Origin of the sequence: Paraburkholderia sp. (assembly GCF_026225065.1) — a bacterium.
GTDB lineage: Bacteria > Pseudomonadota > Gammaproteobacteria > Burkholderiales > Burkholderiaceae > Paraburkholderia.
This window is the reverse complement of sequence record NZ_JAMFSB010000424.1, coordinates 1-13,647: the sequence shown is the minus strand read 5'-3', so window position 1 is coordinate 13,647 and position 13,647 is coordinate 1. Positions and strand designations below refer to the sequence as shown.

General features: G+C 61.3%; 12 protein-coding genes. 8 read left to right on the top strand and 4 right to left on the bottom strand.

The window, feature by feature from the left end; translation table 11 throughout:
- A partial coding sequence (locus M0954_RS28995) for a response regulator transcription factor (protein WP_297356916.1) occupies positions 1–648 on the top strand: 648 nt, incomplete at its 5' end.
- Positions 649–780: 132 nt separating this feature from the next.
- Positions 781–1,107: an HdeA/HdeB family chaperone gene (locus M0954_RS28990; RefSeq protein ID WP_123387341.1), complete on the top strand. Its 327-nt coding sequence runs from the start codon at positions 781–783 to the stop codon at positions 1,105–1,107.
- 157 nt (positions 1,108–1,264) lie between these two features.
- On the opposite strand, the gene M0954_RS28985 is transcribed toward M0954_RS28990, so the two are convergent.
- From M0954_RS28985 to M0954_RS28975, 3 genes are all read right to left on the bottom strand, one after another.
- Positions 1,265–2,452 (bottom strand): FUSC family protein, encoded by a 1,188-nt coding sequence (locus M0954_RS28985; RefSeq protein WP_297356914.1) that lies wholly within the window; start codon positions 2,450–2,452, stop codon positions 1,265–1,267.
- A 21-nt stretch (positions 2,453–2,473) separates the two neighbouring features.
- Positions 2,474–4,075 (bottom strand): class I adenylate-forming enzyme family protein, encoded by a 1,602-nt coding sequence (locus M0954_RS28980; protein WP_297356912.1) that lies wholly within the window; start codon positions 4,073–4,075, stop codon positions 2,474–2,476.
- A gap of 217 nt (positions 4,076–4,292) precedes the next feature.
- Positions 4,293–5,480 carry an FAD-binding oxidoreductase gene (locus M0954_RS28975; protein ID WP_133894847.1) on the bottom strand — a complete coding sequence of 396 codons (1,188 nt, stop codon included), beginning with the start codon at positions 5,478–5,480 and terminating at the stop codon, positions 4,293–4,295.
- A gap of 189 nt (positions 5,481–5,669) precedes the next feature.
- Between M0954_RS28975 and M0954_RS28970 the strand changes: the two genes are divergently transcribed.
- Positions 5,670–6,635 (top strand): LysR family transcriptional regulator, encoded by a 966-nt coding sequence (locus M0954_RS28970; RefSeq protein WP_122155827.1) that lies wholly within the window; start codon positions 5,670–5,672, stop codon positions 6,633–6,635.
- A 258-nt stretch (positions 6,636–6,893) separates the two neighbouring features.
- On the opposite strand, the gene M0954_RS28965 is transcribed toward M0954_RS28970, so the two are convergent.
- Positions 6,894–7,496: a helix-turn-helix domain-containing protein gene (locus M0954_RS28965; RefSeq protein ID WP_133895090.1), complete on the bottom strand. Its 603-nt coding sequence runs from the start codon at positions 7,494–7,496 to the stop codon at positions 6,894–6,896.
- 224 nt (positions 7,497–7,720) lie between these two features.
- Between M0954_RS28965 and glnT the strand changes: the two genes are divergently transcribed.
- The 5 genes from glnT to M0954_RS28940 all read left to right on the top strand — a co-directional run bounded on the left by glnT (position 7,721) and on the right by M0954_RS28940 (position 13,610).
- Entirely contained in the window at positions 7,721–9,109 is a 1,389-nt protein-coding gene (glnT, locus tag M0954_RS28960) for a type III glutamate--ammonia ligase (protein ID WP_123387338.1), read from the top strand.
- Between the two features lie 11 nt (positions 9,110–9,120).
- On the top strand, positions 9,121–10,029 hold the full coding sequence (locus M0954_RS28955) for a glutamine amidotransferase family protein (RefSeq protein ID WP_122155830.1): 909 nt from the start codon (positions 9,121–9,123) through the stop codon (positions 10,027–10,029).
- A complete protein-coding gene (locus M0954_RS28950) occupies positions 10,017–10,706 on the top strand; it encodes a protein glxC (RefSeq protein ID WP_122155831.1) in 690 nt (229 codons plus the stop codon). The genes M0954_RS28955 and M0954_RS28950 overlap by 13 nt, the downstream gene beginning before the upstream one ends.
- A 25-nt stretch (positions 10,707–10,731) precedes the next feature.
- Positions 10,732–12,093, top strand: a complete 1,362-nt coding sequence (locus M0954_RS28945) for an FMN-binding glutamate synthase family protein (protein ID WP_297356910.1) — start codon at positions 10,732–10,734, stop codon at positions 12,091–12,093.
- Positions 12,094–12,173: 80 nt separating this feature from the next.
- Positions 12,174–13,610: an APC family permease gene (locus tag M0954_RS28940; protein ID WP_122155833.1), complete on the top strand. Its 1,437-nt coding sequence runs from the start codon at positions 12,174–12,176 to the stop codon at positions 13,608–13,610.
- Positions 13,611–13,647: the final 37 nt, after the last annotated feature.

Below are 13,647 nucleotides of genomic sequence, written 5' to 3'. Positions count from 1 at the left end.
TTACTGGTTGAAGAGGATTTTCAGATTGGCGAAAGCCTGCTTCGCGCGTTGAAGAATGCGGGTTGCAGTGTCGACTGGGTTCGCGACGGCAAAGCCGGTCGCGTGGCCATCAACACGGCCTATTACGCTGTCGTATTGCTCGATCTCGATCTGTCGGGCGCAGGCAGTATCGATCTGCTACGTTCGTTGCGTGCTGCGGGCAACGATGTCCCCGTGCTGATTCTCACTGCACTGGACGATCTGGAGACGCGTGTACACAGTCTTGACGTCGGTGCCGACGATTGTGTACTGAAGCTAATCGAAGTCCGCGAACTTCTTGCGCGAATCCGGGCCGTATTGCGGCGCAAGGCGGGTTACGCGACCTCGTGTATCGGCGGCGAGTCGCTCAACCTCGATCTCAACAAACGCCTGTTGTGCTGCAACGGCGTAGCGTCGTCGCTCTCTGCGCGCGAATTCGCGCTGATGCACGCGTTTTTGGAACGGCCCGGCATGGTCCTGTCGCGCGGTCAGCTTGAGGACCGGCTATACGGATGGGGTAAAGAGGTGGATAGCAATGCCGTCGACGTGCTGATCCATGCGATGCGCAAGAAGTTCGGCCAGTCCCTGATCCGCAACGTGCGCGGGATGGGTTGGACAGTCGTCCATTGAGATTCTTCGGAATGCGACAGATCACGCGTTAATTCCGAGCTAATTCAGCAGCCTTAAAGTTTGTATCTGGCAATCAGCCGTATCCGGCCACGCCACGAGAAATACCCATTCAGCCCATATATGGAGTGTCCAATGAAACCAGCAAAAATTCTGTCAGTTTTGATCTGTTTAGCCATTCCTCTTGCAGCCAGTGCGCAAGAATCTAAATTGAGCCCAGCAAAAATGACTTGTGCGGACTTTACCGCCGTCGACGAGGCATACCGGCCCGCATTGATCTACTGGGTTGCCGGCGTCGACAAGCTCGGAGTCAGGGAAACCGACACCATGGTGATCGATACGGCTCATCCCGTGGGAGAGACGGTACTCGAGGAGTGCACGAAGGATCCGCAGGCTCCGTTTATGTCGAAAGTCAGGTCCATGATCAAGGCCAAGAAAATTTCGCTGTTCGCGCATCGGTAAGTCGAGTGCCTGTGATTTGAAGTAGGGTGTCTGGACGGGCGATTCGGCGGGTTTTCCCCTTCACGCCGTCGCTCATCCTTCACCATATCAAGGCAGCAGAGGCCGCCTGCCCATAGGGCCATCCAGAAGAATCGGTTTCCCGAGGTGCCAGGGAGTGTTAACGGCTGGCATCCTGAGGTGTGGGCCGCAAATACAGCCTGCTGGTCCCGAGCATCACCGCGGCCAACACCACAATCCCCATGAGAATTCCCGATAGCCGCATGAGCGCGGGTTTCGGATCGGACGACCAATGGTGATCCTGAACAAACACCATGATGAACGCGATAGTGAATTGACGGCCCACATAGCTTGCTCCTTCCCGTCCCGTCTGCACGTGGCATCCTGCCCACACGCCTATGGACAGTGCGAGCATGCACAGCATCGCTTGCCCTTGCATCAGAGGGAGTAGCGCCACACCCAGCACGCCGGCCAGCAAACATCCGGCTACACGCTGCACCATCTTTTCCATGACCGGCTGCTGCGTTTTGTCCGCCGCCAGACCCGGCGGCACGATCAGGACCGCGATCGCCGTGACCATGGCTTGCGCGAAACCCGGGAGATGCAGAACGTAAGTCAGGGATGCAAGGATTGTGATGGACACCGCGGCCTGCACGCACAGCAGCATGCGGGCTGGGTGCGTTGATGCCAAAGGCGGCATTGACGCTGAAGCTGAAGCTGAAGCGGAAGGCTCGCCGGACTCGGCCGTGGCACGAGCGGTCGACGTCTCCACTGGCCTCCTGTTCTTCCGGTACCATCTCGGCCCGAAATGAAACACGCTTGCTACCAGCAGACAAGCCAGCGTTCCAACCGCGACCTCGGCGACGCGCAGTGCCGCAAATAACGCGGTCGCCTGGACGGACGCGAATTTGTGCGCTTCATACGTCACCATCAGGGCAGTCACACCACCCAGAATCCATGCGTAGGCTGCTTTGGACCCGTTGGCCCGATACACCGCGACGCCGCCGATTACCCCTAACGCGGGCACAAACAGCCACGGGCGGTCCCCAATCCATGGCCCCGCCAGGGTTCCAAGCGCGGCGCCGATCACCGTGCCCATGATGCGGTGTGCTGCACGTTGCACCGAACCGGCAAAACTCGTTTGCATCACTGCGAAGCCGCTAATTGCGGCCCACCACGTGTCTGAAAGACCTAACGCGTTGGCCAGCGCGACAGAAAGCGCGACCGACAGCACCGCTTCGGCCGCGAACGTCGCGCGCGCTCTGGAAGGCTTCCAGGCCACCAGTTCACGCCCGAGCGCGAAGGTAGCCGTGCGGCAGAGCTGAACAAGTGTGCCGATGAGCCTCATCGTCTTCCAGTGAACAAGGGGTCACGTCAAACGAAACGCCTCATTATCCTCCACCGGTTCCTGCACGGTATGAAGCGGAGGTACCCGGAACGGGACGCGGCTCGATCGCAGGTCGTCCTGCAGGATCATCTCGATTGCGGTGCGGTCTGCTTTGCCCTGTTCAGTCAGCGGCACGCGATCGGTCTCGACGATACGAATCCGGTTTGCGACCAAAGAGCCGAACTCGGTTTTGAGCCGATGCAGGCATCGCGCGATGTCTAGCTGTCCAGCGGCCCATGGTACGACCAGCGCGTTCCAGACGTATTTGCCCGCAGCGGTGTTGGCTGCCAGCGCTACGGCATAGCGAACATCAGGCAAGCGGCATAGGGCATCCTCGATGTGGGTTGGGGCAATCGTCAATCCATCGATTTCCACGACATCGGCCGCGCGGCCGAGAACGTGCAGATTGCCTGCCTCGTCGATGAAGCCGACATCGCCGGTCAGGCACCAGCCACCCTGAAACTTCTGTGCTTCCTCGACGGGTTGATGATAGTAACCCTCCGCCATGCCGGGCGACCTGACTTCAATGGTGCCGTTCTGTCCCGAACGCGCTAACGTTCCATCGGTGCGACGCAAACGCACCTCGACGCCTGCCCGGATACGCCCCGCGCAATCCAGCAGGTCCGGATTCTTTCCGTATGCGGCGGGCGGCAGAATGCTGACGAGTCCGGTTTCGCTCGCCCCGTACATATGGGTGAGCACTGGACCGAGACGCGCAACCGCACGTTGCCGCAATACCGCAGGCGCTGACCCACCAATGTGCGCAATGGAGCGCAGCGACGACAGGTTGCGCCGGCACATGTCGGGGTGGTCCATTGTTTCGAACAGTTGAGGCTCGACCAGAAGCACGTCGGTGATGCGTTCCGATTCGATCGTCGCGAGCGTCTCCGCGGGATCGTACCGAGGCTTCAGAACAACCGTGCCGCCGCCGATGAGCGTGGTGTCGACGAGCACTTGCGACAGGTAGGCGAGCGGGCCATTGATCAACTGGCGCCGGTCCTTGTCGTTGGCTGCTCCGACCATCTTCGAATACGTCGCGAAGGATCGCCGGCTGCATTTGGGGACACCCGTCGTGCCGCCCGATGAGACGACTACCGCGAGGTCATCCGGCCTCGGTTGTCTGCGCAGCGGCAGATCCGATTGCACTCGCGCGAGTCTGTCCAGCGACGAAGACGCAAAGCCGACGCCGACGAAGACCACGTGGCCATCGACCGCATCGGGAATCAGGTGAGCGGTTTCCGGGAAGAGTACGAGGAGGGTGGGGCGAACGCGGGCTAACAAGGCTGCGCGCCTGTCGGCCTTTACGGACACCGGCAGGAACATCGTAGCCGTACCAAGGAGGTTTGCTGCGTAGCGAATCGCAAGCGCGTCAGGGCAATTGGGTGCGAGCAGTGCAATCAAGGCGCCCCGGTCGACGCCCAGTGCCGCGAGTGCCCGCGCATAGCGAAAGATTGCGCTGCGGAGGGTTCCGCCCGTTACGTCATGATCGAGATAGCGCAACACCGCTCGATCAGATTGTTTCTCCAGTTGATCGAGCAAGACGTCAACATAGGAGAGAAAGGATAAATTCCGGCCGCTTTCCATGATCGCTCCGCTGAGTGAGGTGTGATTCGATACGCGAATCAGTCTGTGGAGTGACGCATTGTGGGTGCGGAAAATGAGAGGGGAATTAGCTCATGGGCGGCGGGATCGGTTGCAACCGGGTCGGGTTCTGACAAACGCGTTGGCGTGATGGAAGGCTCGTTTCAGCGCGGGGGCGTCGACGGATTGGTCGTTGGCCCGCGTCCGTTATGTCTTTTAGTCAGGAGACCGCGCCGGAACCGTACTTGCCCACCAGTAGTGCGCCGCTGGCGAACCGCTCGAGTGCATAGGGTGCGAGAGAAACGTCGGTCGGCTGACCGAGCGCATGCTGGGCGAGAATCTTGCCGATGCCTGGCGAGAGCTTGAAGCCGTGCCCAGAGAAGCCGAAGCCGACCACCAGCCCCTCAATATCGGCGACCTTGCCCAACACAGGATTCCAGTCGGGCGTCACGTCGTAGACGCCGGTCCACGACGAAGCGAGCCCCGCGGCCTCATAAGCGGGGAAGCGTTCGGCGACCTGTGCGCCGACTTCGGCGACATAGTCGAGCGAAATCTGCCCCTGTTCCGTTTCCGGCGAGTTCAGTGTCTCGCCGACCACGCCCTCAGACACGAGCATCTGGCTGCCGCCGTAGCTGCGGTAATAGAGCATGCCGGCCGATCCCAGGTCCTTGAACGCGGGCATCTTGAATGAGTATGCCGCGCCCTCGCATTCGAGTGCGAGCACCGTGTGACGCTCCGGCTTGACCGGTAACGGCATGCCGATCCAGGCGGCGAGCTCCGGTGTCCAGATGCTCTGCGTGCTGATGAGGGTGCCGCAACTGAAGCTGCCGGCGCTCGTCTCGACGCCGGTGATCCGGAGTCCTTCGCGGACGAGGCCCGTTACCGTGACGCCTTCCATGATCTTGACGCCGCGTCGGCGCGCCGAACGGGCAAAGCCGGTGGCGACCAGATAGGCGTCGGCAAAGCCCGCTTCCGGCTCGAAGCCGATCAGCGCGGCGTCGTCGAAGTTCGCGATCGGCAGGCGCTCGTGCGCCTCGCCCTTGTCGAGTAACTGCACTTCGATGCCCATGTCCTGCTGAGCGGCGAGCGAGGCGCGCAGCGGGTCAAGCTTGTCGCCCTCGGGCGCGCAGATCAGATAGCCGCATTTGACGAGGCCGCAGGACGCTTCGTCGTCGCCGACGTATTCGGCGAAGTTGTTGAACGCCCACCACGACGAGCGCGCAAGTTCCACGTTCTGGCGTACCGAATAGTGCGTGCGCAGCAGCCCGGACGACTGGGAGGTGGTGCCCGCGCCGATCGTGCCGCGCTCGATGACGAGCACGCTCTGCGCCCCGAGTGCCGCGAGATGATGGGCGACCGACGCGCCAATGACGCCAGCGCCGATCACGATGAAATCGTAGTGGCTCATGTGGATATCTGAATGGGCAATAAGGTGAATTCTAGGAAAACGCTGGGCGCGCCAATTTTGTATCAGGCAAACTTATGATGAGCCAGTGCAATTGCTCATCCTGTCCTGAACACCGTCCTGCGAAGATCGGCACCATGCTCTCGTGCCGCACAGGGCCATCGTCATTTACCCATGCGAGCGGAACATGCCATGACACGAACCCCGCCCCCGATTGATCTGCGCGCGCTGCAGGCCTTCGTCGCCGTGTGCGAGAGCGGCTCGATGACGGGCGCGGCGAAGCAGCTCGGCGTGAGCCAGAGCGCGGTCAGCCAGTCGATTGCCGCGTTGGAGCGCGACCAGGGCCTGACGCTATTCGACCGCGAGAGCCGGCCACCGCGGCCGAACGTGGCGGGGCGCGCGCTGCTCGAACTGGCGGATCCCTTGCTCGAACATGCAAAGATGGTCGCCGCCCGTATTGGCGATGCATCGCACACGGGAAAGATGCCGGTGCGGCTGGGATGTGTCGATTCGTTCGCGGCGACCGTTGGCCCAGAGTTGATCCGCGCGGTGTCGAATTCGGAGCGGCAGATTTCGATGTGGTCCGGGCTGACGCCGGGCCTGAGCAAGCAACTGCACGACCGCGAACTGGATATCACGATCTGCACGCAGACCACGCTGAGCGATGCACGGATCGTCGAAGTGCCGCTGTTTTCCGAGGCGTTCGTGGTGGTGGTTGCGCGCAGCTATCTGAGCGCACACCGCAATATCGACTGGCGCACGCTCGCGCAGGAAATGCCGCTGATCCGCTACACGGCGCGCTCGGTGATCGGCCAGCAGATCGAGCGCTTCGCGCGGCACCTGGGTATCAACAGTCCACGACGTTACGAGTTCGATGCGACCGATCCGTTGCTAAGTCTGGTCGCGGCACGCGTGGGGTTTGCTATCTCGACCCCCTTGTGTTTGTGGCAGGCCCGTCACTACCTGGACGATATCGCGGTGATGCCGTTGCCGCCGAGCCGCCTCGGCCGGCGCGATTTCTTTCTGCTGCACCGGCAGGGCGAGTGGGATCAGTTCGCCGGCGAGATCGTGATGCTGACCCGCGGCGTGCTGGACAACGCGATCCAGCCTTCACTGGCGCGTGCGCTGCCCGATCTCCCAGAGGACGCGTTGCGCTGAGGCCGGGCAAAACCCCGCTTTGTATAAGCGTTGCTTTTGCTGCAGCTTAACCGCACACCTCGTTCTTGTGCAAAGTCGCACCAGCCGCAATGAAGACGTGCACCGCAGTCGAGCGAGCGGACGCATTCGGCCTGAATGTCGGCAAGGCCTTATTGCGCCCAAGGCGTTTATCCATGGGAACTTTTGATTCACTCAGATAAACATGGCACAAACGTTGCATTGGTGTGTGCGTCGGTTATGGCCGGACGCAGCGCGAGATCAGTCGGCGCTAGTTTGCGGGTACACAAAGATCGACAGGAATTGAATGGGGGTCTTGATCAGGCGCTCAGGACCGTGGGGTATTTCGCCCTGAAAAGTGAGGGTGTCACCGGGATGAAGGATGTAGGTCTGCTGTCCGTGGCGGTATTCGATCACGCCCTTGAGCATGTGGATGAATTCGGTGCCCGGATGTTCGAACACGGGAAAGCGCTCGGCTTCATCCTCCATCGTGATCAGGAAAGGTTCGAAGAGTTTGCGCGGCCCCTGGTCGTAAGCGAGCAGGTGATAGGTGTGACCGCGTTTGGTGCCTTTGCGGACCACCTCCATGCCGGCGCCCTTTTTGACCAGTTGTGCGCCGCCTTGCGGCACGTCGAAATTGCGGAACAACATGGAGAGCGAAACACCGAGCGCCTGGGCGATGCGGTTGAGCACGTCGAGGCCGGCAGAGGTCTGTGCGTTCTCGATCTTCGAGAGCATGCCCCGACTGATACCGGCCTGGGCGGAGACCTGGGCGATCGTCAGGCCGTGGCGCTGGCGTAGCTCGCGAATGGTGGTACCCAGATAGCGCTCGAGCGGCGTTTTGTTCTCTTCACCGGTTTGCATGTGGGCCTCATGAAAAGGGAAAGGGTAGCAGATTGCAGCGCCCAGCCGTGCGCGGGGAGTTTCACTGCGGGAATCATAGTTGCTCGCCAATAAAGTTCCTGTTTGCCTGAAGACAGGTTCGAGGCGCGTAGTAACCGGCGTTCGAAAGCGCGTCGCATAGCCTCGTCACATGCGGTGCGTGTGGCTTTTCCAACCGACGAACAATGTTGTTGCAAGGAGTGGCGATGAACCTGAACGATGCGACCACGCTGCCGGTCAACGAACTCGGATGCGTGCCCCGGTTCGGCTCGGCGGAAGAGGCGCAAGCTTATTTGACGCAGCAGGGCGTGAAGTACGTGCTGGCGCAGTTTGTCGATATTCACGGCGTGGCCAAGGCAAAATCGGTGCCGGTCAGTCATCTGAAGAGCGTGTTGAAAGCAGGTGCCGGTTTCGCGGGGTTTGCGATCTGGGGTGTCGGCATCGAGCCGAACGGTCCCGACTACATGGCAGTGGGCGACCTGGCGACGCTCACGCCGGTGCCGTGGCAGCCGGGTCTGGCACGGATCGTCTGCGACGGTCACGTGAATGGTGAAGCGTGGCAATACGATTCGCGTGTGACGCTGAAGAAGGCGGTTGCGCGGATGACGGAGCGCAACTGGACCCTCTTCACCGGTCTGGAGCCGGAATTTTCGCTGCTACGCCGTTCGGCGTCCGGCAAGCTGGAACCGTGCGATCCGAGCGATACGCTCGCCAAGCCGTGCTATGACTACAAGGGTCTCTCGCGTACGCGTGTCTTCCTGGAAAAGCTCACCGAATCGATGCGCGCGGTAGGCATCGACGTCTATCAGATCGATCACGAAGACGCCAACGGGCAGTTCGAAATCAACTACACGTACACCGATTGCCTGACGTCCTGCGATCACTATGTGTTCTTCAAGATGGCGGCCTCCGAGATCGCCAATGAGCTCGGCATGATCTGCTCGTTTATGCCGAAACCGTTCGCGAGTCTTCCAGGTAACGGCATGCATATGCATATGTCGATCGGCGACGGCGAGCGCAACCTGTTCGCCGACCCGGCGGACAAGCTCGGCATGGGGCTTTCGTCGCTCGGCTATCAGTTCACGGCCGGCCTGCTCGCGCATGCACCGGCGCTGACCGCGCTGTGCAATCCGACGGTGAATTCGTACAAGCGCCTCGTCGTGGGCCGCTCGTTGACGGGTGCAACGTGGGCGCCGGCCTATATCAGCTACGGCAACAACAACCGCTCGACGATGGTGCGCATGCCTGGCGAGCGCATCGAACTGCGGCTGCCCGACGGCTCATGCAATCCCTATCTCGCGACCGCGGCGGTGATTGCGGCGGGACTTGACGGCATCGATCGTGGCATGTCGCCGGGCGAGCCAGCTAACGAAAACCTGTACGAGTGGTCGCCCGCGCAGCTCTCGGAACACGGCGTCGGCGTGCTGCCGCAAAACCTCGAGCAGGCGCTCAACGCACTGGAGTCCGACCGCGTGATCTGCGATGCGCTCGGGCCGGTCGCCGACGAATTTCTCAAGCTCAAAAGGATGGAGTGGCTCGAATACATGCGCCACGTGTCGGACTGGGAACTGAAGACCTACCTCGAATTCTTCTAAGGAGAACCACAATGTGCGGAATTGTAGGCTTGCTGGTGAAGACGCCTGCACTGCGCGAGCGGCTGGGCGTTCTGATGGTGCCGATGCTGATCGGCATGACCGAGCGCGGACCGGACTCGGCGGGCCTCGCGGTATTCGGCAAGCCGGTCGATGCAAGCCAGCGCAAGCTGAGCCTCTACGCGGGCTTTACGAAAGAGGGCTCGGACTTCGCGTGGCAGCCGCTGGTGGAAGCGCTGGACGCGGCGATGGACGTCACTGCGCGCGTCGACGTTAAAGGCAATCACGCCGTGTTGACGGTGCAAGGCGATATCGAGGGCGTAAAGACGTGGCTGCGCGAACACCATCCGAAGCTGTATCTGCTCTCGAGCGGCCGTTCGATCGATCTGTACAAGGATATCGGTTCGCCGTCGCAAGTCGCAGAGCGTTATGACTTCGCGAAGCTGAAGGGCACGCATCTGGTGGGCCACACGCGCATGGCGACCGAATCCGCCGTGACGCCCGACCGTGCCCATCCGTTCACCGCCGGCGACGACTTCTGTCTGGTTCACAACGGTTCGCTGTCGAACGCGCATGGCGTGCGCCGCAAGCTCGAGCCGCAAGGCATTCACTTCGATACCGACAACGACACCGAAGCCGCCTGCCGCTTTCTCGAATGGCGGCTGCGCGAAGGCGACACGTTGCCGGCCGCATTGCAGAAGGGCTTCGAAGAACTCGACGGCTTCTACACGTTCCTGATGGGCACCTCGACCGAACTCGCGCTGATTCGCGATCCGTTTGCGTGCAAGCCGGCAGTGGTCGCGGAAAACGACGACTACGTCGCGATCGCCTCTGAGTTCCGTTCGCTCGCGCATCTGCCGGATATCAAGAACGCGAGGGTTTTCGAACCTGCACCTGAGGAGATGTATGTATGGAAAGCCTGACTTTCGATCTGGAGCGTACGACGGTTCGTGAGTTGAACCAGTTCCTGCACAAACCGGCAAGCGAACTGGAAGGCCAGGCGGTGACGGTCGTCGCGCCGAACGGCGCACACAACCTCGCGGTCGGGGTGGATGCGCCGGTGCGGGTGACGATCGCCGGCCACGCCGGCTACTACGCGGGTGGCATGAACAAACACGCGACGATCGAGATCGACGGCAGCGCGGGCACCGGCGTCGCCGAAAACATGATGAGCGGCAAGGTACATGTGAAGGGTTTCGCATCGAACGGAGCGGGTGCTTCGGCGCATGGCGGCCTGCTGGTGATCGACGGCGATGCGGGTCTGCGCTGCGGTATTTCGCTCAAGGGCGGTGACATCGTGGTGGGTGGATCGGTCGGCAGTTTTTCTGCATTCATGGCTCAGGCCGGGCGCATGGTGATCTGCGGCGATGCGGGCGATGCGCTCGGCGACTCGCTTTACGAAGCGGTGCTGTACGTACGCGGCGAAGTGAAATCGCTCGGCGCGGACGCGCAATACGAGCCGATGACGCAAACCGATCTCGACGCCGTACGAGCACTGCTGGCCGCCGCCGGCATGGACCACGACCCGGCCTCGTTCAAACGGATCGCTTCTGCTCGCACGCTCTATCACTGGAACGCCGACGCGAACCAGGAATATTGAACACACGTTCTCGACGAAGGTCCCCATGGAAGCCAAACCTGTTCACTTCGCCCGCTTGCAGCAGGAAGAGTCGCAAGGCTACGACCGCAAGACGATCGACTATATCCACTCGGCTGCGCAGCGCGGCCTCTATGAAATTCGCGGTCTGGGCGCGAAACGCCGCGTGCCGCATTTCGACGATCTGCTGTTTCTCGGTGCCTCCCTGTCGCGCTATCCGCTCGAAGGGTATCGCGAGAAATGCTCGACGCAGACGGTGCTCGGCACGCGCTTCGCCAAAAAGCCGCTGGTGCTCGATATTCCGATCACGGTGGCCGGCATGAGCTTTGGCGCGTTGTCCGCGAACGTGAAAGAAGCGCTCGGCCAGGCCGCGACGGCGATGGGAACCTCGACCACCACCGGCGATGGCGGCATGACGGAGGAAGAGCGTCGCTCGTCGAAGACGCTTGTTTATCAGTGCCTGCCGTCGCGCTATGGCTTCAACCCGGACGATGTGCGCCGGGCCGACGCGATCGAAATCGTGATCGGGCAGGGCGCTAAGCCGGGTGGCGGCGGCATGCTGCTCGGGCAGAAGGTGAATCCGCGCGTCGCTTCGATGCGCACGTTGCCGGCCGGCGTCGATCAGCGTTCGGCGAGCCGTCATCCGGACTGGACCGGCCCGGACGATCTGACGATCAAGATTCAGGAACTGCGCGAAATCACCGATTGGGAAAAGCCGATCTACGTGAAGGTCGGCGCAACCCGCACGTTCAACGACGTCAAGCTCGCGGTGCATGCGGGCGCGGACGTGGTCGTGATCGACGGGATGCAGGGCGGGACGGCAGCGACGCAGACCTGCTTCATCGAGAACGTCGGTATTCCGACGCTGGCGGCGGTTCGCCAGGCTGTGGATGCGCTTGAAGACCTGAACATGAAAGGCCAGGTGCAACTGATCGTCTCAGGCGGTATCCGTACCGGAGCTGATGTGGCGAAGGCATTGGCGCTCGGCGCGGATGCGGTGGCGATCGGGCAGGGCATGCTGATGGCGCTCGGCTGCAACAGCGACACGTACTTTCAGAACGGCGCGTTGCATTCGGCAGCGGTGGATTATGCGGCGTTGAACACGTCGCCGGGTTTCTGCCATCACTGCCACACGGGCAAGTGCCCAGTCGGCGTGACCACCCAGGACTCGGTGCTCGAACAGCGCGTCCAGCCGGAGGAAGGGTCGCGCCGGGTGCGCAACTACCTGAAGACGCTAAACATGGAACTGACGACGATCGCGCGTGCATGCGGCAAGCAGAACGTACATCACCTGGAGCCCGAGGACCTCGTCGCGCTCACCGTGGAAGCGGCTGCGATGGCACGCATACCGCTCGCGGGGACGTCGTGGATTCCCGGATGGAGCAAATGAATTGAGTTGTTTCGAGATTTTTGATTGTGCAAAAGTTGAGCGCATCCAACTTTGATTTACCCATCTATCAGGAGCACTACATGAGCACTCCGCAAAGCACTACGCAAGCAGCGCCGGCACCTTCCGGAGGTCTACGTGCGGGCACGTTGGGTTTCCCCGAGGTTATTGGCCAGTCCATCGCGAACCTTTCTCCAACTTTCACGCCGTCGATCAATGTGACCGCAATCGCGGCGCTGGCCGGCGCGGGAACATGGTTGATTTACGGTCTTTCGACGATCGGGCTGCTGCTGGTGAGCATGAGTATCATCGCGCTCTCGAGCCGGATCGCGTCGGCTGGTTCGTTCTTTATCTATATCTCGCGCGCGCTTGGGCCGATGGCGGGGGGCATTGCCGGCTGGGGGTTGATCGCGGCTTACGTGGGTACTGCGATGGGGGTGGGTGCTGCAGGCGTGGTGTTCGTGCAGAACGCTTTTTCGGCCTGGAACATCGCTGTCCCGTCGTGGGCGATCTACACGATCTTTATCGGGCTGGCGTGGTTCTTCTCGGCGCGTGACGTGAGGCTTTCATCTCGCCTGTCGCTGGCGATCGAAGCCGCTTCGGTGGTAATTGTGGGCGGTGTGCTGATCTATGTGCTCGCACTGCACCCGGACCATATTGTCGACCACGCGCAACTAGGGCTGCAGGGTGTAAGCGGTAAAGGCATGGCACAGGGTATGGTGCTCGGCATCTTCTCGTACGTGGGTTTCGAGAGCGCCGCTTCGCTCGGCCAGGAAACTAGGAACCCACTGCGCGTCATTCCGCGTGCGGTGATCTGGTGCGTGATCCTGTCGGGTCTGTTCTTCATGTTTGTGGCCTATTCGATGACGATCGCCTACCACGATGACGTCGCCAAGCTGGGCGGCGATTCGGCCGTGCTCAGCACTTTGCTGACAAGCGTCGGCGCCTCGCCGCTCGGCCCGGTGTTTTATCTGATCGCTTCGATCAGCGCGTTCTCGTGCGTGCTTGCTTGCATCAACTCGTCGAGCCGCCTGCTGTATTCGATGGGCCGCTATCAGTTCGTGCACCGCTCGATGGGCATGGTGCACCGTACGCACCAGACACCGTACCTGGCGGTGGCGTTTTCCTCGATCGTGACCTTGGTGGTTTGCATTGCGATGCTCGGCACTGGGCCGCTCAACACGTTCGGCTATACGAGCACGTTTGCGACCTTCGGTTTCCTGGTCGTGTATTTCCTGGTCGCAATCTCGGCACCGGTCTATCTGAAGAAGCAGGGCGAGCTCAAGTCGATCAACGTGCTGTGGGGCGTGCTCGGCGCACTGGCGATGGTGGGCGCGGTGATCGGCAGCGTGTATCCGGTGCCTGATTATCCGTATAACATCCTGCCCTATCTGTTCGTTGCGTATATGCTGGTTGGCGCAGTCTGGTTGATGATGCTCAAGAAGCGCTCGCCGCAGGTGCTCGAGAAGATCGAGCACGATCTGGAAGTAAGCGACGTGATGACCCATGGCAAAAAGTAAATGAATGAACCCTTCTCTCCGGATAGCTTGTCCGCAC